This is a genomic window from Rhodococcus sp. 15-725-2-2b, from assembly GCF_002259075.1.
Classification (GTDB): Bacteria; Actinomycetota; Actinomycetes; order Mycobacteriales; family Mycobacteriaceae; genus Rhodococcoides.
The window spans coordinates 120,191-141,422 of the sequence record NZ_NPFL01000010.1; the positions used below are offsets into that span (position 1 = coordinate 120,191).

A 21,232-nucleotide genomic window follows, 5' to 3' on the forward strand; every position below is an offset into this window, starting at 1 on the left:
GCGGGAGGTCCAGCTAACGATCGGGTCTCGACTCGCGTGGGGTAACGCTCCGCACGATCTACGATTGCGACATGACTGCAGATCCGACCACGCCCGCACCGTCGACCAGTTCGGCCAACTGGAAACGACGCGCCATCCTCGTCGGAGCGGGCATCGTGCTTCTGCTGATCGCGTATTTCATCCTCGCGGCTTTCCTACCGCGCTGGTGGAGTCTGCGGGTCGAGGAACTGGCCGACCGCACGTTCACCAAGGGCATTCTGTGGGGCCTGTTGTTCGGCATCGTCTGCACCTTCGCGCCGCTGGTGTTCTTCTGGAGCGCATGGTCGGTCCGCAAGGGTCGAGCGGGCAAGCAGCTGGCCATCGGATCGGTGATCCTGGCTGTCGTCACCGCCATCCCGAACCTGTTGACACTCACCATCGTTCTCGGAACCAGCAATGCCGCTCATGCCGGCGAACGCACTCTCGACACCAGCGCACCGGGCTTCCGCGGCGCGACGGCATTGGGCGCGATCATCGCCGTGGTCCTCGTGGCTCTGCTGGTCTTCGTTGTCGTTCGCCGAAATCGTCGTCGCAGGTCCGTCGCACTGTCGCAGTAACGGTCACGCGCTCCGCAGTACGGTCGGGTCGGTGATGACGCGGATGCCCGGCTCCGGGTCGAACCGGTAGCCGGCCCCGCGGACGGTGGTGATCAGTCGGCCGAAGTGTCCGAGTTTGGTTCGCACCCTCGACAGGTGTACGTCGACGCTGCGACCGCCGTCGGAACCGCTGAGCTCCGACCGATTCACGACAACGCGCGGGCGTTGTGCGAGATACGCGAAGATCTCGAACTCGGTGTGGCTGAGGCGCACACTCTTGCCGCCGACGATCACGTCGCGAGCCGGCAGGTCGATCACCAGAGGAGCGTTGAGTTCGTTGACCCGCACGTCGAATCGGGTGAGGATCTTCGCATGCGGGGCATAGCTTTTCGCTGCGCCACGAAGGGCATCGGCGAGTGCGTGCAGTTGTGGGCGGGTCAATCCCTGCAAGGACGACGTGCCCGAGTCCGAAATGCGGAGGACGACTGTGGCTTCGGTGCTCATGGCTGGTTGTCTCCTGTGACGAACGTGCGCTGCAGAACTGGGTCGGATGGTCAGCGTGGGCAGCGACAGTTCTCGTTCACAGTCACAGAATGATCGATGGGGTGAGGTTTCGTCAGGGATGCGCTCACCGTGATTGCAACGGTTGACCGGAGGATCTCGCGCGTGTTGCGATCAGGCGTGACCGACGCACTCCACCCTCGCACCGACCTCATCACCCGTTCCGTCGACTGGGATCATCCCGACGCCGACGCTCTCCGGGCCGAGATGGCCGCCGAGGTGGGTCCTCGCTACGCAGATCGCGCTGCCCTGATGGCGAAGACCCAGGCCAATGCCGTCGACGAGGGCACGGTGCACCGCACGTTCGTCGTCTACCGCCGCGATGCCGAGGGGGTCGAGCAGGCGGTCGGCCATGCGGCACTGCGGTGGAACGGGCTCGACCTCGAGCTCAAACGAATGTTCGTCCACGTGGACCACCGTGGAACAGGCGTCTCGACGGCACTGCTGGTCGCCTCGGAGAACGCGGCTCGTGAGCAGGGACTGCCGCGGCTGATCCTGCAAACCGGAGACCGTCAGCCCGACGCAGTCAGGCTGTACGAGAAAAGCGGTTACACCCGTATCCCGGTGTTCGCGCCCTACGACGTGCTCCCGTTCTCCAACACCTTCGAGAAACGGTGGTGAGTCGATCGAGGGTCAGAGCTTGGGCAGGGTCATGATCTCGGCACCGTCGTCGGTGATGATCACGGTGTGCTCGCTGTGCGCGGTGCGGCATCCCGTCGAGCTTCTCAAGGTCCACCCATCGGGGTCGGTGACCAGCTCGTCTGTGTTCTCCATGATCCACGGCTCCAGTGCCAGCATCAGACCCGGTCGAAGGCCGTAGCCACGGCCCGGCCGTCCGGAGTTGGACACGTGCGGGTCCTGATGCATCGTCGAGCCGATGCCGTGGCCGCCGAACTGCATGTTGATCGGATAGCCGGCGGCACCGAGGACCGTGCCGATGGCATGGGAGATGTCGCCGATCTTGTTGCCGGGGCGAGCTGCGTCGATGCCTGCGGCCAATGCTCGTTCGGTGGCCTCGATCATCGCGGTGTCTTCTCCTCGGGCCTCGCCCACGACGAAACTGATGGCCGAGTCCGCCGCCACACCGCCGAGTATCACGGCCAGATCGAGGGTGAGCAGATCGCCGTCGGCAAGAGAGTAATCGTGCGGGAGACCGTGCAGCACAGCGTCGTTGACGGAAGTGCAGATGTAGTGACCGAAGGGCCCGCTCCCGAACGACGGCGCGTAGTCGACGTAGCAGGACGTCGCCCCGGCTCCCTCGATGATCTCCTTGGTCCACTGATCGATCTCGAGCAAATTGGTGCCGACTGTGGCGCGTTCGCGGACGGTCCGAAGTATTCCGGCGACCAGGGCGCCGGATTCGCGCGCGAGGGGGATCTTGCTGGGAGGGAGGATCTCGATCATGTGGTGCCTTTCGACGTATGCCGAACAACGATACCGGTATAAGTATTGGTGTCGAGTCCGACGGCACGCAAAGCCGTGTTTCGGTTCGTGCGACGCTGTCTGTCGTGTCTGCTCATCCTCTCGACGACCCCGTTCGTTGTTCCCTCGAGGGCTCGCTCTCGCGGTTCGCCGTCAGCCGCGGACGGATCGTGCGGGCCGATCCCGAGGTGTCTCCGTTCCTGGTGCACCCCGACGTGCTCGAGTCCCAGGACTGGGACGACATCGCCGCTCTGTTCGGGCCACGCACCGTCGTAGGGCTGAACGGTCCGGAACGCGCACTGCCCGAGGGGTGGTCGCATGTGGAGACATTCGGTTTGGTGCAGCTGGTCGGCACGCATCTCGAGACGCGGCCCTTCGCCGAGGCGGTCGAGCTGACGGCTGCGGACGTCCCGGAGATGCTCGATCTGGTCGGCCGCACCGAGCCGGGACCGTTCCTGCCCCGCACCATCGAACTCGGCATGTACCTCGGTGTTCGACGCGATGGCGCGCTGATCGCGATGGCGGGCGAGCGCATGCACCCTCCGGGGTGGACGGAGATCAGCGCGGTGTGCACCGACCCGGCCTTCCGCGGACAGGGTCTGGCGACGGATCTGGTTCGCGCCGTCGGTCACGGTATTCGCGGCCGCGGTGAGGAGCCGTTCCTGCATGCGTCGGACGCGAACGGCCGCGCCATCGAGCTCTACCTCGCCATCGGATTCGAGTTGCGTCGAACCTCGCAGCTGACGTTGGTCCGTACGCCCGCGTCGAACTCGGGATAGGTTCCGAAATTCGCTGTTGCGCGCTCTGAGCCCGAAGGCATACCGTTACCTGTGCGAACAAATCGGGATGTGATCTACGACGACGGATTGGTCCGTCTCGACGAGGCAGGCGTCACCCTGAGGTACTACTACTTCCCCTTCGCCACGAAGAAGTTCGTGCCCTACGGCAGGATTCGCGCGGTCGATACCGCTGTTCTCGGCAACTGGAACGGGCGGTGGCGGCTGTGGGGTGCGTCCTGGATCGACCAGTGGCTTCCGCTGGACGTGATGCGTCCCAAGAAGGACACTGCAGTGGTGCTCACCATCCGCCGCATCTCGCCGGTCTTCACCCCCGACGATCCTGAATCGGTTGCCCATCTGATTCGCGAGCGCATGACCGCACGGCAGTGACGCGCCCCGACGAGCGGTTCACGCTCGCCAGTGAGCGCACCTTTCTCGCCTGGCTGAGGACGTCGCTCGGGCTCCTGGCCGGCGGAATCGCGATCGTTCACCTGGTTCCCGATTTCAGTACGGGATGGGTTCGGACGACCCTCGGTCTGATTCTCATCGGCCTCGCCGCAGCGGCACCGATCATCGGCCTACGGCGGTGGCTGCGCGTTCGACATGCTCTGGAGAACGGTGCACCGATGCCGGAGTCTCGAGACCTGTGGATCTTCGCGATCGGTATCGGTGCGGTGGCTTTGCTGGCTGCAGTGGTCACGGTTCTGGGGATCCAGTAGTACTCAGCCGACCACCGCGGGTGCACAATCGAAGAACTAGGACGACCAACGACAGGAGTTCGGCGTGGCGCAGGGTCTCAAACTCGGTTACAAGGCATCGGCGGAGCAGTTCGGACCGCGGGAGTTGGTCGAGCTCGGTGTGCTGGCCGAGCAGCACGGTATGGATTCGGCGACGGTCAGTGACCACTTCCAGCCGTGGCGTCACGAGGGTGGCCATGCGCCGTTCTCGCTGGCATGGATGACGGCCGTCGGTGAACGCACCAACACGATCCAGCTCGGCACCTCGGTGCTGACGCCGACGTTCCGCTACAACCCGTCGGTCATCGCGCAGGCGTTCGCGACCATGGGCTGCCTGTATCCCGGACGCATCATGCTCGGTGTGGGTACCGGTGAGGCGCTGAACGAGATCGCCACCGGGTTCACCGGCGAATGGCCGGAGTTCAAGGAACGATTCGCGCGCCTGCGTGAGTCGGTGCGGTTGATGCGTGAGCTGTGGCTCGGCGACCGGGTCGACTTCGAGGGCGAGTACTACACGACCAAGGGCGCGTCGATCTACGACGTCCCCGAGGGCGGCATCCCGGTCTACATCGCCGCAGGCGGACCCGTCGTCGCGCGGTATGCAGGACGTGCGGGCGACGGATTCATCTGCACCTCGGGCAAGGGCATGGAGCTCTACACCGACAAACTGCTTCCCGCGGTGGAAGAGGGCGCGGGCAAGGCCGAGCGCGACGCCGGTGAGATCGACAGGATGATCGAGATCAAGATCAGCTACGACACCGATCCCGAACTGGCGCTGGAGAATTGCCGCTTCTGGGCACCGCTGTCACTGACGCCGGAGCAGAAGCACTCGATCGACGATCCGATCGAGATGGAGAAGGCCGCCGACGAGCTGCCGATCGAACAGGTCGCCAAGCGCTGGATCGTGGCATCGGACCCGGACGAGGCAGTGGAGAAGGTCAAGCAGTACACCGACGCAGGCCTGAACCACCTGGTGTTCCACGCACCGGGCCACGATCAGAAGCGGTTCCTCGAACTGTTCGAGAAGGACCTCGCGCCGCGCCTGCGCAAGCTCGGCTGACTCCCGACGAGATCAGCGATCGGCCGTGAGTGCGAACAATCGCATGTCGCGGTCGGTCCTGGTTTCGTATTCGCCGTACACCTCGACCATCGCGTCGAACTGGCGGTAGATGCGTGCCTTCTCGTCGCCGGTGATGCGGGTGGCCGTCACCGGAATCTTCTTGCCGCCGATGGCCACGACGGCCTTCGGGTCGGCGAGCAGGTTCGACGTCCACGCCGGGTGGTGCTGCTGACCGAAATTCGATCCGACGACGTAGATCTTGTCGGCCTCCCGGTAGTACAGCAGCGGGCTGGTCCTGGGTTTGCCGGATTTGCGGCCGGTGGTGGTCAGCAACACCACCGGTGCCGCGATGGGGCCGAGGACGGTGAAGCGGCCGTCGGACTTGGTCAGCAACCACCGGTCGACGCCTGCGAGGTTCCTGATGACCCACGAACCGGGCTTCGTCGACGCGAACTTCACGGCGGGCTTGCGGATGAACGAGGTTTCGCTGCCCCAGCGCACATCCGGGAACGGTGATTCGGCCATGGTTCATGGGACAACCCGACCGCGCCCGGTGTCAACAGCACAACCACTGGGCAGGAGTGGAGCCCGCGGAACGACCCCTACTAGGCTGGCGGGCATGGCTGAGCCCAGCGGCACCGACGCGTCGGACATGTATCCCTCGAGCATCTACATCGCGTCACCGGAAGGGGACACCGGGAAGTCGACCATCGCGCTCGGTGTGCTGCAGATGCTCGCCGCGTCCGCGGCCAGGGTCGGGGTGTTTCGTCCCATCGCCCGCTCCACCGACGAGCCGGATTACATCCTCGAGTTGCTCGTCGAGCACACCACCGCAGATCTGACGTACGAGCAGTCGCTCGGTGTCACGTACGAGCAGGTGCACGCCGATGCGGATGCAGCGCTCAGCGAGATCGTCAATCGGTACCACGAGGTGGCCGCTCAGTGCGACGCCGTGGTGATCGTGGGCAGCGACTACACCGACGTCGGCAGCCCGAGTGAGCTCGGTTTCAATGCCCGCATCGCCGTCAATCTCGGCGCCCCCGTGCTGCTTGCGCTGCGCGGGTCCGGTCGCACGCCCGACGAGATCGCGCAGTTGGCCACTCTGTGCCAGGGCGAGCTGCGTCAGCATCATGCCCACCTGGCTGCGATCGTGGCCAACCGTTGCGCGCCGGACGATCTCGATGCGGTGACCGACGCCTTGGCGTCGGTCGGCGTGCCTGCGTGGTCGCTACCGGAGATCCCACTGCTCGTCGCGCCGACGATGGCGGAGCTGCTCGAGGCGGTGGACGGTTCCCTGTACTCCGGTGACTCGTCGCTGCTGCAGCGAGAAGCGTTGCGGGTCATGGTCGGTGGGATGACGGCCGAACACATCCTCGAACGCCTCACCGAGGGCGTCGTCGTCATCGCGCCGGCGGACCGGTCCGACGTGCTGCTCGCCCTCGTCAATGCCCATGAGGCGGAGGGTTTTCCGTCGCTGGCCGGCATCATCATGAACGGCGGCATCGAACCCCATCCGGCGATCGCTCGTCTGGTGGCAGGGCTCGGCCCCCGGTTGCCGATTCTGACCACCGAGCTCGGCACCTTCGACACCGCCTCCGCTGCAGCGCAGACGCGCGGCCGCGTGGCGGTGGGATCGCAGCGCAAGGTGGACACCGCGCTCGGACTGATGGAACAACGGGTCGACGCGAAAACCCTTCTGGGGCGGCTCGACATCGCCATCCCCACCATCACGACCCCGCAGATGTTCGAGTACCAGCTGATCCACCGAGCCCGCGCCGACCGCAAGCACATCGTGCTTCCGGAGGGCGGTGACGATCGCATCCTCCGGGCTGCCGGACGTCTGCTGCAGCGTCAGGTCGCGGACCTGACGATCCTCGGCGAGGAGGGCCCCATTCGACGACGCGCATCGGAACTGGGCGTCGATCTGGACAGCGCTACGGTTCTCGACCCCAAGAACTGCGACTACGCCGAGGATTTCGCCGCCGAGTACACCGAGCTGCGCAAACACAAGGGCATGACGATCGACCGTGCCCGCGAGATCATGGCCGACATCTCGTACTTCGGAACGATGATGGTGCACAAGGGAATTGCCGACGGCATGGTCTCCGGTGCCGCGCACACCACCGCGCACACCATCAAGCCGTCGTTCGAGATCATCAAGACGACCGAGGGCGTGTCGACCGTGTCGTCGATCTTCCTGATGTGCCTGTCCGATCGTGTTCTCGCCTACGGCGACTGCGCCGTCGTACCCGACCCGACGGCCGAGCAACTCGCCGACATCGCCGTGTCCTCCGCGCAGACAGCAGCCCAGTTCGGTATCGAGCCGCGGGTGGCGATGCTGTCGTACTCCACCGGCGAGTCCGGTTCCGGAGCCGATGTCGACAAGGTACGGCAAGCCACAGCACTTGTGCGCGAACGCAATCCGGAACTGCTCGTGGAGGGTCCGATTCAGTACGACGCGGCGATCGAACCGTCCGTCGCCGCGTCGAAGCTGCCCGACTCCGACGTTGCAGGCCGTGCGACGGTGTTCATCTTCCCGGACCTCAACACCGGCAACAACACCTACAAGGCCGTCCAGCGCAGTGCCGGTGCGGTCGCCGTCGGACCCGTTCTACAGGGCCTGCGCAAGCCCGTCAACGATCTCTCGCGCGGCGCGCTGGTCGAGGACATCGTCAACACCGTCGCCATCACCGCGATTCAGGCACAGGGCATCGCCGCGGCCGATGGGGAGGGCAAGTGAGCATCCTCGTCGTCAACTCCGGTTCGTCCTCGGTCAAGTTCCAACTGGTCGACCCCGGCTCGGGGGAGTCCGTGGCCAGCGGGCTCGTCGAGCGCATCGGTGAGTCCGACGGACGCGTCGAACTCGACCACCGGGGCGAGACAGTCGAGCGAGTCCAGCGCATCGACGATCACGGTGCCGGTCTGGCCCTGGCCTTCGAGATGCTCGCCGACGCAGGCGTCGAACTGGAATCGGTCACTGCCGTCGGGCACCGTGTGGTCCACGGCGGGACGGTCTTCTACCGTCCGACGATCATCGACGACTCCGTCGTGCAACAGATCTCCGATCTGAGCAACCTTGCACCGCTGCACAATCCGCCGAACGTGCTGGGCATCGAGGTCGCCAGGAAGCAACTGCCGAACGTGCCGCACGTGGCCGTGTTCGACACGGCCTTCTTTCATTCCCTGCCCGACGCCGCCGCGACCTACGCCATCGATGCAACCGTCGCTGCCGAGCACGACATTCGGCGCTACGGCTTCCACGGCACCTCGCATCGGTACGTGTCCGAGCAGGTGGCGCAGTTCCTCGGTCGCGACCTCGCCGACATCGACCAGATCGTGCTGCATCTGGGCAACGGTGCCTCGGCCTCGGCCGTCGCAGGGGGCAAGGCGGTCGACACCTCGATGGGACTGACTCCACTCGAAGGGCTCGTGATGGGTACCCGCAGTGGGGATATCGACCCCGGTGTGATCATGCACCTGCGGCGCAGTGCAGGCATGAGCGTCGACGACATCGACGACCTGCTCAACCGTCGCTCCGGCCTGATCGGACTGTCCGGGGTCAACGACTTCAGGCAACTGCAGCAGCGCATCGACGACGGGGACGCCTCGGCACGTCTGGCGTACGAGGTCTACATTCATCGTCTCCGCAAGTACATTGGCGCGTACATGATCGGCTTGGGCAAACTCGACGCCATCACGTTCACCGCCGGTGTCGGTGAGAACGCCGCAGCGGTGCGTGCGGATGCCCTGGCGAATCTCGAGGGCTTCGGCATCGAGATCGACGCCGAGCGTAATGCCCTGCGCAGCAAGCAGGCTCGGGTGATCTCGACCGACGCGTCTGCCGTCACGGTGTTGGTGGTGCCGACCGACGAGGAGCTGGCGATCGCTCGTGCGGCGGACGACCTCGTCCGAGGAGGCAGCTAGAACAGCGCTGCAGTCAGAAGAGCGACCGTGGTCTGATCGCGTTCGCCAGATCCACCAGCGAGAAGCGGTGGGCGCGATCGGTGGCGTTGCGGGCCAGTGCGCGAAGGCCCTTCTCGGTGCCGCGCCGCAACCCGTCCTCGGTGAACGGGACGCTGAGAATGGGTTCTCGCTCGGCTGTGGCGGCGTGGCCGGAGACGATCCAGTCCAGGGCCATCGCCAGCACCAGCGTCCGCATCTGCAACGCCCGGCTCTCGGCTTTGGGTAGCAGCGCCACTCGACGTGCTGCAGAACGGAAATCGGCCTCGGACAGCTCGGCTCGCGAGCGATCCATCAGCAACGTCAACACGCTGGTCATGCGGGCCATGGAGTAGTGCCGCGAGCTGATCGGCACCTGATCGAGCGCGGCGATGGCACCGGTCTGATCGCCGCGGCGCTGCAACTGCCTCGCCAGGCCGAACGCCGAGCTGACGATGCCACGATTGGTTCGCCACACCGCTCGGTACAGGCCCTCGGCGCGGGCCCGCCACTTCTCGGCTTCCTCCTTGTCACCCGCGGCCACATGCCCGAGCAGTTCCGACGTGGCTCCGAGAGCGAGCTTGGGCGCGAGTTCGCCGGGCATCGCACCGAGCACGTTGTCGAAATGGGTGAACGCAGAATCGTATTCGTGATGCAGCAGCGCGATCAGGCCCGCGTACCACTGCACCCGCCAGGGGTCGGCAGTGTGGTCGGTCGACTGCACCTTCGCCAGGATGTCGGTTGCATCGACGACGTTCCCGAGATCCAGGTGGGCCTTGACCTCGGCGAGCGTGATCTCGAGGCTCAGTTCCACCGGACTCGACGAACCTGCGGAGCGGCCCGATTCGGCTCCGGCGGTGACGCGTTCGATGCCGTTGCGTTTGGCGTGCTGCAGCGAGTCCAGGGTCTGTCGCGGTTCGACGTGTACGGCCGCCGCCAGCAACGGCGCGCTCGGATCGTTGGGGTCCACCAGTGGAACCGGAAGCGCAGCAACCACTTCGGCGGCCGTCATTCGTTCGTGGCGTACCGTACCGTCCACGTAGGTGTCGGTGCGTCCCACCGACTGCTCGGTGCCGAAGGTCGTACGGGGCGGGCTGAACACCGTCGACAGTCCGGGCCGCTCGACACCTGTCCTGATGGCCAGAATCTCACGCAGCACGCCGGTGGCCTGCCCGGCCAACTCGTCCGCGGATCGGAACCGCCGAGTGGGGTCCTCGTGCGTCGCGCGCAGCAGCAGTCGATGCAACGACGGAAACTGCTGTAGCACTTCGGATTCCTCGGCCGAGGGAAGTCCGTCCAGGTACTTGCCGTTCTTCGACGGCATGTCCAGCGTCAACACCGCGAGTGTGCGGCCGACGGTGAAGATGTCCGACGCCACCGTCGGTCCCGTCTTCACGATCTCCGGTGCCTGATAGCCCACCGTGCCGTACAGGTAGCCGTAGTCCTCGATGCCCGCGACCGCGCCGAGGTCGATGAGTTTGATCTGGTCGTCGGAGACCATGATGTTCTCCGGTTTGAGGTCGTTGTAGACCAGCCCGATCGAATGCAGATAGCCCAGTGCCGGAAGCACTTCGAGTACGTAGGCCAACGCTTGCTCGACGGGCAGACGGGCACCGTCACCGCAGGCGGTGAGGATGTCGCGCAGCGAACGGCCGCCGACGTATTCCATCACGATGAAGCCGACGGTCGAGCCGTCGCTGCGGGGTTGCTCGACGAAGTTGTAGATCTTCACCACGCCGGGGTGGGCGACCTCGGCGAGGAACTGTCGCTCCGCGACCGCGACCGCGTGCGCCTCTTCGTCCCCGAAATGCAGCAGTCCCTTGAGGACCACCCAGCGGTCACTGACATTGCGGTCGATGGCGAGGTAGATCCAGCCGAGTCCACCGTGTGCGATGCAGCCCTGCACGTCGTACTGGCCGACCACGCGATCGCCCGGCTCGAGCAGTGGGGTGAAGTCGAACGTGGCGCCGCAGTGCGGGCAGATACCCATCGCCACGTCGGGCTCACCCGGTTCGCTGCGACCGACCTTGGCATTGCACTTCCAACAGAACCGTTTGTGCTGCGGCACCGTCGGATCCGACATCACTGCAGTGGCGGGATCGATCGGTTCGACGCGAGGCACGTCCACCAGACCGCCGCCGAGCCGTCGCCGAATGCCGGTGCTGCGCGATCGACCGGATCTCGATCGACCCGTCTTGGAGCGGGTGGAAGCGGACTGTGACGCCGTCGGGGTCGGATCGCCGACCGTCGACCGCGAGACGGCCTGAGTACGCTCGACGCCGTCCGTTCCCGACACTGCTTGCGTTCTCGACACCGCCCGGGTGCGCTCGCTGTCGTCGGTGCGCGAGACCGCCTGCGTTCGCTCCGCCGGGGCCGTGGGCTGCTGTTCGTCGTCCATGTCCAGGCCCCTAATCGCTGTACGTCGCGCTGGGCGGACCGGGGGAGGGACCGAGCACCGTCAGCCAACGATCGTAGATGCGATTCCAGGTGCCGTCGGAGCGGATGCGCGCCAACGTCCCGTTGACGAAGCGCACCAGATCCTCGTTGTTCTTGTTGATCCCCACCCCGTACGGCTCCGGGCTCAGGCTGTCACCGACGATCTCGAGGTAGGGATCCTGAGCGGCGAGACCGGCGAGGATCGCGTCGTCGGTGCTGATGGCGTCGACCTGCCGTTGCTGCAGCACCACAAGGCAATCCGACCACATCGGCACCGTCACCACCGTCGCGGCGGGTTGGACGCGTTGAACGCGTCGCAGCGAGGTGGTGCCCTCCACTGCGCACACTCTCTTGCCCGCCAGATCCTCGACACCGCGGATGCCCGATCCCTGCACCACCAGAACACGGTGCTGCGCTTGGAAGTACACGGTGGAGAACTGGACATCCTTGCGGCGAGCACACGTGATGGTCATGGTCTTGACCACCATGTCCACCGAAGAATCCTGCAGAGCTTCGAGCCGCTGCGCAGAGGTGAGGATGCGAAAGTCCAATCGATTCGGATCGCCGAACAGATCTCGTGAGACTTCCCGCGCGATGTCGACATCGAACCCGACCAGCTGGCCGGTCATCGGATCACGGAAGCTGAAAAGATTGCTGCCCGTGTCCAACCCGACGACCAACCGGCCCTTGGCGCGCAATGCGTCGACGGTCGGTTGTGGCGGCGGCGGAGCATCGGTGCCTGCCTGCAGCGGGCGCAGGCTGGCAGTGGGGCGCGCGCACTCGTCGTCGGCGGGACTTTCGGTGGGGCGGGCGGCGACGGACGCGCCGTCCGGTAGCGGCGGTTCGGTGAACGTCGTCTCCGCTTGCGGCGGTGCGTTTTCCGGCGTGGCGCAGCCGACCACCAGGGAGGTGACCAGAATGCCAACGGCGAGTATACGTTTCACAGGTACTCACGCAGCCTCGGGAAGAGGCCGACACCGAAGGCGATCGACGCGAAGACGGTGAGCACGTAGGCACCGTTCGACAGTCCGGACAGCACCCACACCGATCGGTCGATGTTGGACCGCAGTTCGCTTCGCGCATTCTCGATTCCGTCGACCAGAACGCTGTCGAGCGCGGTGAACGCGGCCGCCGAATCGGACTCGCCCGATCCGGTGGCGATGGAGACCGCGCCGTTGAAATCGCCGACCTCGAGGGCGGAGTCGATCCTCGAGTGCGAGACCGACCACGTGTTCAGTGCATCGATCACCGTGGTGTCGCCCTGGAACATCTCGGTGAGCCGAGAGACGTTGGCGTCGAACGATTCTCCGTAATCCTGGCCGCCGCCGCGACGAGCGAGGTCGAGTGTCTCGTCCGCTCTGGCCTGTTGCGCCAGAATGAAACCCGTCGTGTAGGACTTCAACGGGGACACTCCACGGTCGATCGCACGATCGGTGGCAATCGAGGAAATCAGTCCCACCACCAGCATCCAGCCGAGCAGTCCGGCGACAGCAACTGTGGCAGTGAGGAATCCGGCGTTCAACGTTCGGCGGGTGGTCCGCGACAGATACCACTGAGCCAGGCCGGTCAACAGCAACAGGAACACCAGCGAGCCGATCGCGAACAGGGGAGGACTGGTGAATCGTTCCTGATCGGCCGAGACTCGCGACGCCTGTTCGGTGTACAACTTCTCGGCCAGCGGCAGCAAACTCGACTGCATCATGGTCGACGCCTCGCCGAGATACGCCGCGCCCACCGGATTTCCGCTGCGGTTGTTGGCTCGCGCAGTCTCGACCAGACCGCTGTACACCGGCAACCCGGCCGCGATCTGGGTGAGCACCGCGCTCGTGGCCGCGTCGTTCTCGGTCACCCCGGCCGAGGCCGCGATCAGCTCGGACGATGCCTCGCCGAGCGCCTGCGAGTAGCGCTCGCGTACCTCGGGCGGTTCGAGACCACCGGCGATGAACGCGGTGGCCGCGGCCGCGTCGGCCACCGACAGAGCCCCGTACAGATTCTGTGCCGAGTTCGCGAAGGGCTCGGTGCGCACCAACAGGGTGCCCAGGGTGTCGACCCGATCGGTCACGGCCGTGGACGCGAGATTTCCGACCGTCAGCGCGAGCACCACCAGCGCGATTCCCATCGCGACCAACCGCGCGGGCGTCGAGCGCATCGTGTAGCGAACCGGTGGCTTGCCTGCAGCGACACCGACGTGTGTGGCCGTTGTCGGGGGGACGGCAGCGGAGGGGGTAATACCGGCCGCGATCACGCACCCGAGCATATAAGTAGGCGGACGGTACTGCAGCCACTACAGGCAGGTGATTCACCTAGGGTGGTGAGCATGCGTGGTGACGGCGACGGCTGGGTGATCGGCGAGAACGGCACTCGGCACTGGGGGAGGCACGGTGCCGCCGGCCTGTTGCTGCGCGCACCGTCCGACGCAGGCGAGCCGATGGTGTTGCTGCAGCACCGTGCCCTGTGGAGTCACCAGGGCGGAACGTGGGCACTGCCCGGCGGAGCCCGCGATTCCCACGAGAGCACGGCGCACGCGGCGGTGCGCGAGGCCCACGAAGAAGCCGGTATCACGGCCGAACAGGTCAGTGTTCGCAGCGAGCGCGTCACCGCGAGTGTCGAGAGCGGCTGGTCGTACACCACCGTCGTCGCCGACACCGATCATCCGTTGACCACCGTGCCCAACGGGGAGAGCACCGAGCTGCGCTGGGTGCCGGAGTCGGTCGTCGACGAACTCCCCTTGCACCCGGGCTTCGCGTCGAGCTGGCCGTCGCTGCGTACCGTGCCGCTGAGGGTGCTGCTCGACACCGCCAACGTGCTGGGGTCCCGGCCGAACGGATGGTGGAAGGACCGCACCGGGTCGACGAGCGCACTGCTGACCTCGCTCGCCGAGACGCTGCCTCGCACCGTCGAACTGCCCAGCGGTCAGTACGGCTGGCTCACCCGCATCGACGCCGTGCTCGAAGGCCTGGCCAGGGACGCCGTGGTGGACGACCCCCGCACCCGCACGATTCTCGCCGACGGCAGTGGCGACGACACCTTGGCCGAGCAGGCACACATCGACGGAGACCTGACCGCGCTCGTCACCGCCGACCGCGGACTACGCGACCGGCTGCCGGAATCGGTGCAGGTCCTGACGCCGTCCGCAGTACTGGGTTGGCTCTAGGCCTGCAGTGCTCGGACCAAGTCGCGGGCTGCGGCCTGTGGATCCCGCGCCTCGGTGATCGCGCGGACCACGACGATGCGATCGGCACCGGCGGCCCGAACCTGATCGACATTGGTCGCGTCGACGCCGCCGATGGCGAACCACGGCCGTTCCGGCAGCGCGTCCGCCGTCGCCCGCAGAGTCTCGAGCCCCGCAGCCTTGCGGTTGGGCTTGGTGGGCGTCGGCCACACCGGCCCGACGGCGAAGTAGTCGACGCCGTCCTCGATCGCGGCGAGCGAGGACTGGGCCCGGTTCTGCGTCGAGCGGCCGATCACCACATCCGGCCCCAGGATCTGCCGCGCGTAGTGCACCGGCAGATCACCCTGACCGAGGTGCAGCACATCCGCGCCCGAGGCCAACGCCAGATCCGCACGGTCGTTGACTGCCAACAGCGCACCGTGCCGCTTGGTCGCAGCGAGCAGAATCGCCAGCGCCGCAAGCTCGTCCTTGGCCTCGAGGGGCCCGAACTCGCGCTCGCCTGCGGAATTCTTGTCACGCAGCTGGATGATGTCGACGCCACCGGACAACGCGGCCTCGGCGAACTGCGCGAGGTCGCCCTTGTCGCGCCTGGCATCGGTACACAGGTACAGGCGAGCGGACGCAAGACGCTCACGGGGAGTCTGGTTGCGGGCGGTCTGAGATGGATGCACAAAGCGAACTGTATTCTCATGGAGGCCGCCACCGACGACGGAGTGGCCGAGAAATCGCGGGAGTCCCGAGGATCGTGGGGCTGAGAGTGGGTTCGCCGCCCTTACCGTCAATACCTGAACCCGATCATGCGGGCGCAGGGAGTGAGGACGTGAATCGCGTGCACATCGTCGTTATCGGCGGAGGCGTCATCGGGTTGTCGACGGCGCTGCGCCTGAGCCAGGACGGTCACCGAGTGGTGGTGCACGATCCCGCGCTCGGCAAGGGCGCATCCTGGGTCGCAGGCGGCATGCTGGCACCGCTGTCCGAGGGCTGGCCCGGCGAACACGAACTGCTGCACCTGGGCGCTGCGTCGCTGGCGAGATGGCCGGACTTCGCCCGACGCCTCCCCGGACCATCGGTGTTCTCCGCAACCGGATCGGTGACGGTTGCCCTCGACTCGGCCGATGCCGCCGACCTACGAACCATCGCCGAATGGGTGGGCGAACAGGGACACGAACTCGAGATTCTCGGCCGAGCACAGCTGCGTGAGCTCGAACCTGCACTGGCGCAGAACATCCGACTGGGCCTGCTGGCTCCGACCGAGTTGTCGGTGGACAATCGGGCGCTGATCGCCGCGCTCGAGCAGGGTTGCCGGGACGCGGGAGTCGAATTGGTGACCACCCCGGTGGAGACCGTGCCCGACGCCGATCAGGTGGTCCTGGCCGCCGGGGCACAGTCGGCCGCACTGTGGCCCACGCTCCCCGTCCGGCCGGTCAAAGGCGAGATCCTGCGACTGCGACGACGGCCGAGCGCCGCACCGCCGCCATCGCGCACCGTCCGCGGAACCGTGCACGGCCGCGCGATCTACCTGGTACCGCGCGGCGACGGATTGGTCGTCGGCGCAACCCAATACGAATCCGGCCAAGACACCCAGGTCACCGTCGCCGGGGTGCGAGACCTCATCGCCGACGCCGAACGACTCATGCCGAGCATCGGCGAGTACGAACTGTACGAAACCGCTGCCGGCCTGCGGCCGATGAGCCCGGACGGGTTACCGCTGATCGGCAGGCTGTCTCCCCGGTTGATCGCCGCCACCGGACACGGACGCAACGGCATCCTGCTCGCCCCCATCACCGCCGACGCCGTCGCCGCACTGGTGTCCGGCGAGACGCTACCCGAGGCGAAAGCAGCCGACCCCCAGAGATTTCCGCAGATCGAGAGGACACCATGACACAGGTCGCGATCGGTATCACCGTCAACGGTGAAGACCACCTGCTCACCGAGGACATGACCATGCGTCGGCTGCTCGAATTCCTGGGCATGCCCGAGAAGGGCATCGCCGTCGCCGTCGACGGCGCCGTGCTGCCCAAGAGCCGCTGGGACAGCACCAGCGTCGAAAAGGGTTGGACCATCGACGTTCTCACGGCGGTACAGGGTGGATAGCGCACTCACCATCGCCGATCGCACTTTCGCCTCCCGGCTCATCACCGGCACCGGGGGAGCGGCCAATCTCGCGGTACTCGAGGAAGCCCTCGTCGCATCGGGAACCGAACTGACCACCGTTGCGATGCGCCGCGTCGACGCCGCCGGTGGGACGGGAGTGCTGGATCTGCTGCGCCGGTTGAACATCGCCCCGCTGCCCAACACCGCAGGCTGCCGCGGCGCGGCCGAAGCAGTGCTCACCGCGCAACTGGGCCGTGAGGCGCTCGAGACCGACTGGGTGAAACTCGAAGTGATCGCCGACGAGCGAACCCTGCTGCCCGACGCCATCGAATTGGTCACGGCCGCAGAACAACTCGTGGACGACGGCTTCCAAGTGCTCCCGTACACCACCGACGACCCGGTACTGGCCAGGCGGCTCGAGGACATCGGCTGCGTTGCCGTCATGCCGCTCGGCTCACCCATCGGCACCGGCCTCGGCATCGCAAACCCCCACAACATCGAGATGATCGTCGACGCCGCATCGGTTCCGGTGATCCTCGACGCGGGCATCGGCACCGCCAGCGACGCCACCCTTGCGATGGAACTCGGCTGCGACGCGGTGCTGCTCGCGACCGCGGTGACCCGGGCGAAGGACCCGGCGCTGATGGCGTCGGCGATGCGGAACGCGGTGGCGGCGGGATACCAGGCCCGACATGCCGGCCGCATTCCGAAACGATTCTGGGCGCAGGCCAGCTCGCCCATGTGACCGCTGTGTCGTCGGGGTAGCTCTTGTTGTGGTGTTGCTTTTTCGGCAAACGCGCGCGCGTTTGCGGAAGGCGCGCGGAATTGTGGCGGATAGGTGGGCGATTGCGCGCGCGCCTGACGAATGCGCGCACATTTGCCGGCGGCGGGTGTGTGGCTCCGGCTCGCCCAAGCGGCTGCTGTGTCGTCGGCGTAGCTCCTGTTGTGGTGTTGCTTTCCCGGCAAACGCGCGCGCGTTTGCGGAAGGCGCGCGAATTAGTGGCGGATACGTGGGCGATTGCGCGCGCGCCTGACGAATGCGCGCGCGTTTGCGGCTGTGGGTGTGTGACCCCCGTGACTCCGCGGCCCCTGTGACTCCGCGCCCGTGTGACCGACTGTCTCAGGGTGTGTGTCATCCGAAAGGATGATGCAATCGGCGACTGTGGGTCGATGTGCGGACGCTGTCGATGGGGGACAGTTGTACCCATGATCGAAGTGACAGGACTGACCAAGCAATACGGCGCGGTGACGGCGGTCGACAACCTCACCTTCACCATCAGACCCGGCATCGTGACCGGCTTCCTGGGCCCCAACGGCGCAGGCAAGTCGACGACCATGCGGATGATCCTCGGCCTCGACCGCCCCACCAAGGGAACGGCGACCATCGAGGGCAAGAACTACAGCCAGCTCAAGCAGCCACTGCGTACCGTCGGCGCTCTGCTCGACGCCAAGTGGGTGCACCCGAACCGTTCGGCGCGTGCACATCTCGAGTGGATGGCGGCCTCCAACGGCATCCCCAAGTCGCGTGTCGACGAGGTGCTGCGTCTGGTGGGACTGTCGGAGGTCGCGAAGAAGAATGCGGGCGGGTTCTCGCTCGGCATGTCGCAGCGGCTCGGACTCGCCGGCGCGTTGCTCGGTGACCCCAAGGTGTTGCTGTTCGACGAGCCGGTCAACGGACTCGATCCCGAGGGCATCGTCTGGATCCGAAAGTTCATGCAGCGCTTGGCAGCCGAGGGCCGCACGGTCCTGGTCTCGAGCCACCTGCTCTCGGAGATGGCGCAGACGGCCGAACATCTCATCGTCATCGGACGTGGCAAGCTGATCTCCGATTCGTCGGTGCAGGAATTCATCGACCACGCCTCCGAGGCGTCGGTGCGCGTCCGCAGCCCGCAGCTCGACGGTCTGCGCCAGGCGCTGACCACGGCCGGTCTGACCGTGCGCGAGCCGGACAGGACCGACGAACTTCAGCCCTCGCTCGTGGTGCTGAACTCGACCACCGACGCGATCGGCGACATCGCCGGCCGAGCCGGAATCACATTGCACGAGTTGGCCTCCCAGCGAGGCTCGCTCGAGGAAGCATTCATGAAACTCACCGGAGACACAGTGCAGTATCACGGCGCGGGAGCCGACACTCCCCACACTCAGCAAGCGATGGGCGGTGCACTCTGATGGGCGTCTTGGCAGCAGAGAGAATCAAGTTCACCTCGACCAAGTCGCCGTGGTGGTGCAGCGCGATCATCGTGGTGCTCGGTCTCGGGTTCGCGGCCATTCTGGGTTGGGCTGCGAAGTCGGCCCTGAGCCTCGACGCGCCCGAGGGTATTCCGCCCACGACCGCCGCCGATGTCGTCGGAGTCGGAGTCGGCACGTTCGGTGCCATGGTGCTGATGATCCTGGCCGCGTTGACCGTGACCAGCGAATACCGGTTCGGAATCATCCGCACCACGTTCCAGGCGGTGACCAACAGGGGATCGGTTCTGGGCGCGAAGGCGCTGTTGGTGGGCGTATACGGCGCTGTCCTGTCGTTCGCGCTTGCGGTGCTCGGGCTCGTCATCGCCAAGGCTCTGGCCGGCGAACAGGCGGGCGTGTTGCTCGGATTCGACGTGGACGGTACGTGGCGCGTTCTGTACGGCACCGCCATTCTGGCGTTCCTGCAGGTCGTTCTCGCGATCGGCGTCGGCGCTCTCGTTCGACAGTCGGCCGGTGCGATCGCGATCCTGCTGCTGTGGCCGCTGCTGATCGAGAACCTCGTAGGCCTCATTCCGAACGTCGGGGCGAAGATCCAGCCGTTCCTACCGTTCCTCAATGCCAATCACTTCCTCGGCTCCGACGGCGGAATCGACTTCCATTGGGGCCCGATCGGCGGACTGATCTACTTCGTCGCGTTCACCGCGGTGATCTTCGGGGCAGCGGTGTTCGTCGTCAATCGTCGGGACGCCTGACGCCACTCGCCGGTAGGGTGTCCGCTATGCGGATTTCCCTACTTGCAGGTAGCGCTGTCACTGTCTTGATTCTGGCCGGTTGCTCGTCCACCTCGGACGAGGAACCGGCCAGAGTTTTCGCGACACCCGACGGGCCCGGCCTGTCTGCCGCGGTCACCGAGGAGGCCTTGGTGGGGCACCTCGAACAGTTGGAATCAATCGCCGCCGACCACGACGGAAACCGCGCCGCCGGCACCGCCGGTTACGACGCCAGTGTCGATTATGTTGTCTCGCAACTCGAATCGGCAGGATTCGAGGTCACCACCCCGGAATTCGAATTCGAGACCTTCGAGGCGCAGACCCAAACCCTGTCGCTCGCGGGCACCGAGATTCCGGTGATCGCACTCAGTTACTCGCCGACCACCACCGCCGAGGGGATCACCGCACGCGTCGTCGGCGCTCCCGCCGGTGCGGACGGCTGCGAGGCAGCCGATTACACCGGCCTCGACCTGGCCGGAGCCGTCGCGGTGGTGCCGCGCGGAGTGTGCCCGTTCGGCGTGAAGCAAACCGTCGCAGCAGAACTGGGAGCGGCCGCCGCGATCATCGTCAACAACGAACCGGGGCCGCTCGATTCGGGCACACTCGGCGACGCCGACACCGCGCGGATCCCGACCGGCGGTGTCAGCCAGGAGGACGGCGCGGCCGTTCTCGCCGCACCCGAGGTGACGCTGACACTCGTCACCGAAACCGAAACGACCACCAGTCGCAACATCATTGCGCAGACCACCACCGGTTCGACCGAGAACGTCGTGGTCACCGGTGCCCATCTCGACAGCGTCCCGGAGGGCCCCGGCATCAACGACAACGGAACCGGAACGGCGGCAGTCCTCGAGACCGCACTGCAGATGGGCAGCGCCCCCGAGATCACCAACGCGGTGCGTTTCGCGTTCTGGGGTGCCGAGGAGAACGGACTCGTCGGTTCCACCAAGTACGTCGAGGGCCTGTCCGACGAGGACAAGCGAAACATCGCGCTGTACTTGAACTTCGACATGATCGGCTCGCACAACGCCGGATACCTCGCCTACGACGGAGACGACTCCGACCAGGTGGGTGAGCCCGCCGGACCGGCCGGATCCGACGCCATCGAGCGCACTTTCGTCGAGCGACTGGCCGAGGAGGGTGTAGCCGTCGACGGGACCGATTTCGACGGTCGCTCGGACTACGGCCCGTTCATCGAGGTCGGCATCCCCGCCGGCGGCGTGTTCAGCGGAGCGGACGAGAACAAGACCGCAGCGCAGGCCGAGAAGTGGGGCGGCACCGCGGATCAGACGTTCGACGAGAACTACCACACCGACCAGGACACCCTGGCGAACGTCGACCGCGCCGCACTGGCGAAGAACGGTGCGGCCGTGGCCTACGGCATCGGCGTCTACGCGCAGTCGGTGGAGGGCCCCAACGGGGTTCCGGTGGGTGCCGAGCGCGAGGCCGCGCGCGCCGAAGGGTGAGGGAAAGTATGTGTAACCGTGGGTTACGCTCGAT

Annotated in this window: 22 protein-coding genes; 15 read left to right on the forward strand and 7 right to left on the reverse strand. The window is 66.2% G+C overall.

What is annotated here, in order from left to right; translation table 11 throughout:
• Nucleotides 1–71: 71 nt before the first annotated feature.
• The gene (locus tag CH306_RS12690; protein WP_032393749.1) at nucleotides 72–596 is read left to right on the forward strand and encodes a hypothetical protein; all 525 of its coding nucleotides are present in this window, start codon (nucleotides 72–74) and stop codon (nucleotides 594–596) included.
• A 3-nt stretch (nucleotides 597–599) separates the two neighbouring features.
• On the opposite strand, the gene CH306_RS12695 is transcribed toward CH306_RS12690, so the two are convergent.
• On the reverse strand, nucleotides 600–1,079 hold the full coding sequence (locus CH306_RS12695; protein ID WP_032393750.1) for a winged helix-turn-helix domain-containing protein: 480 nt from the start codon (nucleotides 1,077–1,079) through the stop codon (nucleotides 600–602).
• Between the two features lie 264 nt (nucleotides 1,080–1,343).
• Between CH306_RS12695 and CH306_RS12700 the strand changes: the two genes are divergently transcribed.
• A complete protein-coding gene (locus CH306_RS12700) occupies nucleotides 1,344–1,757 on the forward strand; it encodes a GNAT family N-acetyltransferase (RefSeq protein WP_082074070.1) in 414 nt (137 codons plus the stop codon).
• A 12-nt stretch (nucleotides 1,758–1,769) separates the two neighbouring features.
• Here the strand turns inward: CH306_RS12700 and map are convergent, their stop codons facing one another.
• Nucleotides 1,770–2,540 carry a type I methionyl aminopeptidase gene (gene map / locus CH306_RS12705; protein ID WP_032393751.1) on the reverse strand — a complete coding sequence of 257 codons (771 nt, stop codon included), beginning with the start codon at nucleotides 2,538–2,540 and terminating at the stop codon, nucleotides 1,770–1,772.
• Nucleotides 2,541–2,644: 104 nt separating this feature from the next.
• On the opposite strand from map, the gene CH306_RS12710 reads away from it, so the two are divergent.
• The 4 genes from CH306_RS12710 to fgd all read left to right on the forward strand — a co-directional run bounded on the left by CH306_RS12710 (nucleotide 2,645) and on the right by fgd (nucleotide 5,134).
• Entirely contained in the window at nucleotides 2,645–3,337 is a 693-nt protein-coding gene (locus CH306_RS12710) for a GNAT family N-acetyltransferase (RefSeq protein WP_094646876.1), read from the forward strand.
• A 69-nt stretch (nucleotides 3,338–3,406) separates the two neighbouring features.
• A complete protein-coding gene (locus CH306_RS12715) occupies nucleotides 3,407–3,727 on the forward strand; it encodes a hypothetical protein (protein ID WP_082073910.1) in 321 nt (106 codons plus the stop codon).
• Entirely contained in the window at nucleotides 3,724–4,056 is a 333-nt protein-coding gene (locus CH306_RS12720; RefSeq protein WP_032393753.1) for a YidH family protein, read from the forward strand. Before CH306_RS12715 ends, CH306_RS12720 begins: the two co-directional genes overlap by 4 nt.
• 64 nt (nucleotides 4,057–4,120) lie before the next feature.
• Entirely contained in the window at nucleotides 4,121–5,134 is a 1,014-nt protein-coding gene (gene fgd, locus CH306_RS12725) for a glucose-6-phosphate dehydrogenase (coenzyme-F420) (RefSeq protein ID WP_032380238.1), read from the forward strand.
• Nucleotides 5,135–5,146: 12 nt separating this feature from the next.
• Here the strand turns inward: fgd and CH306_RS12730 are convergent, their stop codons facing one another.
• Nucleotides 5,147–5,659: a nitroreductase/quinone reductase family protein gene (locus CH306_RS12730; RefSeq protein ID WP_032393754.1), complete on the reverse strand. Its 513-nt coding sequence runs from the start codon at nucleotides 5,657–5,659 to the stop codon at nucleotides 5,147–5,149.
• Between the two features lie 94 nt (nucleotides 5,660–5,753).
• Here CH306_RS12730 and pta point away from each other — a divergent pair, with 94 nt between their 5' ends.
• Complete coding sequence (gene pta, locus CH306_RS12735) at nucleotides 5,754–7,874, forward strand: phosphate acetyltransferase (protein WP_179272846.1); 2,121 nt, start codon at nucleotides 5,754–5,756, stop codon at nucleotides 7,872–7,874.
• Complete coding sequence (locus tag CH306_RS12740) at nucleotides 7,871–9,058, forward strand: acetate kinase (protein ID WP_094646798.1); 1,188 nt, start codon at nucleotides 7,871–7,873, stop codon at nucleotides 9,056–9,058. The genes pta and CH306_RS12740 overlap by 4 nt, the downstream gene beginning before the upstream one ends.
• 13 nt (nucleotides 9,059–9,071) lie before the next feature.
• Here the strand turns inward: CH306_RS12740 and CH306_RS12745 are convergent, their stop codons facing one another.
• From CH306_RS12745 to CH306_RS12755, 3 genes are read right to left on the reverse strand one after another with little or no spacing between them, the layout of a single operon-like run.
• The gene (locus CH306_RS12745) at nucleotides 9,072–11,471 is read right to left on the reverse strand and encodes a serine/threonine-protein kinase (protein ID WP_094646799.1); all 2,400 of its coding nucleotides are present in this window, start codon (nucleotides 11,469–11,471) and stop codon (nucleotides 9,072–9,074) included.
• A 10-nt stretch (nucleotides 11,472–11,481) separates the two neighbouring features.
• Nucleotides 11,482–12,453: a glutamate ABC transporter substrate-binding protein gene (locus CH306_RS12750; RefSeq protein ID WP_094646800.1), complete on the reverse strand. Its 972-nt coding sequence runs from the start codon at nucleotides 12,451–12,453 to the stop codon at nucleotides 11,482–11,484.
• The gene (locus tag CH306_RS12755; protein ID WP_256981146.1) at nucleotides 12,450–13,754 is read right to left on the reverse strand and encodes a hypothetical protein; all 1,305 of its coding nucleotides are present in this window, start codon (nucleotides 13,752–13,754) and stop codon (nucleotides 12,450–12,452) included. Before CH306_RS12755 ends, CH306_RS12750 begins: the two co-directional genes overlap by 4 nt.
• 72 nt (nucleotides 13,755–13,826) lie before the next feature.
• On the opposite strand from CH306_RS12755, the gene CH306_RS12760 reads away from it, so the two are divergent.
• On the forward strand, nucleotides 13,827–14,663 hold the full coding sequence (locus CH306_RS12760) for an NUDIX hydrolase (protein ID WP_094646878.1): 837 nt from the start codon (nucleotides 13,827–13,829) through the stop codon (nucleotides 14,661–14,663).
• Here the strand turns inward: CH306_RS12760 and thiE are convergent.
• A complete protein-coding gene (gene thiE, locus CH306_RS12765) occupies nucleotides 14,660–15,352 on the reverse strand; it encodes a thiamine phosphate synthase (RefSeq protein WP_032393757.1) in 693 nt (230 codons plus the stop codon). The genes CH306_RS12760 and thiE overlap by 4 nt on opposite strands.
• 158 nt (nucleotides 15,353–15,510) lie before the next feature.
• On the opposite strand from thiE, the gene thiO reads away from it, so the two are divergent.
• The 6 genes from thiO (at nucleotide 15,511) to CH306_RS12795 (ending at nucleotide 21,198) form a co-directional block, all read left to right on the forward strand.
• A complete protein-coding gene (thiO, locus tag CH306_RS12770) occupies nucleotides 15,511–16,563 on the forward strand; it encodes a glycine oxidase ThiO (protein ID WP_082074071.1) in 1,053 nt (350 codons plus the stop codon).
• Nucleotides 16,560–16,775: a sulfur carrier protein ThiS gene (thiS, locus tag CH306_RS12775; protein ID WP_094613924.1), complete on the forward strand. Its 216-nt coding sequence runs from the start codon at nucleotides 16,560–16,562 to the stop codon at nucleotides 16,773–16,775. The genes thiO and thiS overlap by 4 nt, the downstream gene beginning before the upstream one ends.
• Nucleotides 16,768–17,520: a thiazole synthase gene (locus CH306_RS12780; RefSeq protein WP_094646802.1), complete on the forward strand. Its 753-nt coding sequence runs from the start codon at nucleotides 16,768–16,770 to the stop codon at nucleotides 17,518–17,520. Before thiS ends, CH306_RS12780 begins: the two co-directional genes overlap by 8 nt.
• A gap of 461 nt (nucleotides 17,521–17,981) precedes the next feature.
• Complete coding sequence (locus CH306_RS12785; protein ID WP_094630917.1) at nucleotides 17,982–18,944, forward strand: ABC transporter ATP-binding protein; 963 nt, start codon at nucleotides 17,982–17,984, stop codon at nucleotides 18,942–18,944.
• The gene (locus tag CH306_RS12790) at nucleotides 18,944–19,714 is read left to right on the forward strand and encodes an ABC transporter permease (protein ID WP_045198732.1); all 771 of its coding nucleotides are present in this window, start codon (nucleotides 18,944–18,946) and stop codon (nucleotides 19,712–19,714) included. The genes CH306_RS12785 and CH306_RS12790 overlap by 1 nt, the downstream gene beginning before the upstream one ends.
• Nucleotides 19,715–19,740: 26 nt before the next feature.
• A complete protein-coding gene (locus CH306_RS12795) occupies nucleotides 19,741–21,198 on the forward strand; it encodes a M28 family peptidase (protein WP_094646803.1) in 1,458 nt (485 codons plus the stop codon).
• The last annotated feature ends 34 nt before the right edge of the window (nucleotides 21,199–21,232 follow it).

What these genes read in the sequence shown, in the direction of transcription:
- CH306_RS12690 (WP_032393749.1), top strand. Translation starts at nt 72, where the DNA reads ATGACTGCAGATCCGACCACGCCCGCACCGTCGACCAGTTCGGCCAAC.
- CH306_RS12695 (WP_032393750.1), bottom strand. Translation starts at nt 1,079, where the DNA reads ATGAGCACCGAAGCCACAGTCGTCCTCCGCATTTCGGACTCGGGCACG.
- CH306_RS12700 (WP_082074070.1), top strand. Translation starts at nt 1,344, where the DNA reads ATGGCCGCCGAGGTGGGTCCTCGCTACGCAGATCGCGCTGCCCTGATG.
- map (WP_032393751.1), bottom strand. Translation starts at nt 2,540, where the DNA reads ATGATCGAGATCCTCCCTCCCAGCAAGATCCCCCTCGCGCGCGAATCC.
- CH306_RS12730 (WP_032393754.1), bottom strand. Translation starts at nt 5,659, where the DNA reads ATGGCCGAATCACCGTTCCCGGATGTGCGCTGGGGCAGCGAAACCTCG.
- pta (WP_179272846.1), top strand. Translation starts at nt 5,754, where the DNA reads ATGGCTGAGCCCAGCGGCACCGACGCGTCGGACATGTATCCCTCGAGC.
- CH306_RS12745 (WP_094646799.1), bottom strand. Translation starts at nt 11,471, where the DNA reads ATGGACGACGAACAGCAGCCCACGGCCCCGGCGGAGCGAACGCAGGCG.
- CH306_RS12760 (WP_094646878.1), top strand. Translation starts at nt 13,827, where the DNA reads ATGCGTGGTGACGGCGACGGCTGGGTGATCGGCGAGAACGGCACTCGG.
- thiS (WP_094613924.1), top strand. Translation starts at nt 16,560, where the DNA reads ATGACACAGGTCGCGATCGGTATCACCGTCAACGGTGAAGACCACCTG.
- CH306_RS12785 (WP_094630917.1), top strand. Translation starts at nt 17,982, where the DNA reads ATGATCGAAGTGACAGGACTGACCAAGCAATACGGCGCGGTGACGGCG.
- CH306_RS12790 (WP_045198732.1), top strand. Translation starts at nt 18,944, where the DNA reads ATGGGCGTCTTGGCAGCAGAGAGAATCAAGTTCACCTCGACCAAGTCG.
- CH306_RS12795 (WP_094646803.1), top strand. Translation starts at nt 19,741, where the DNA reads ATGCGGATTTCCCTACTTGCAGGTAGCGCTGTCACTGTCTTGATTCTG.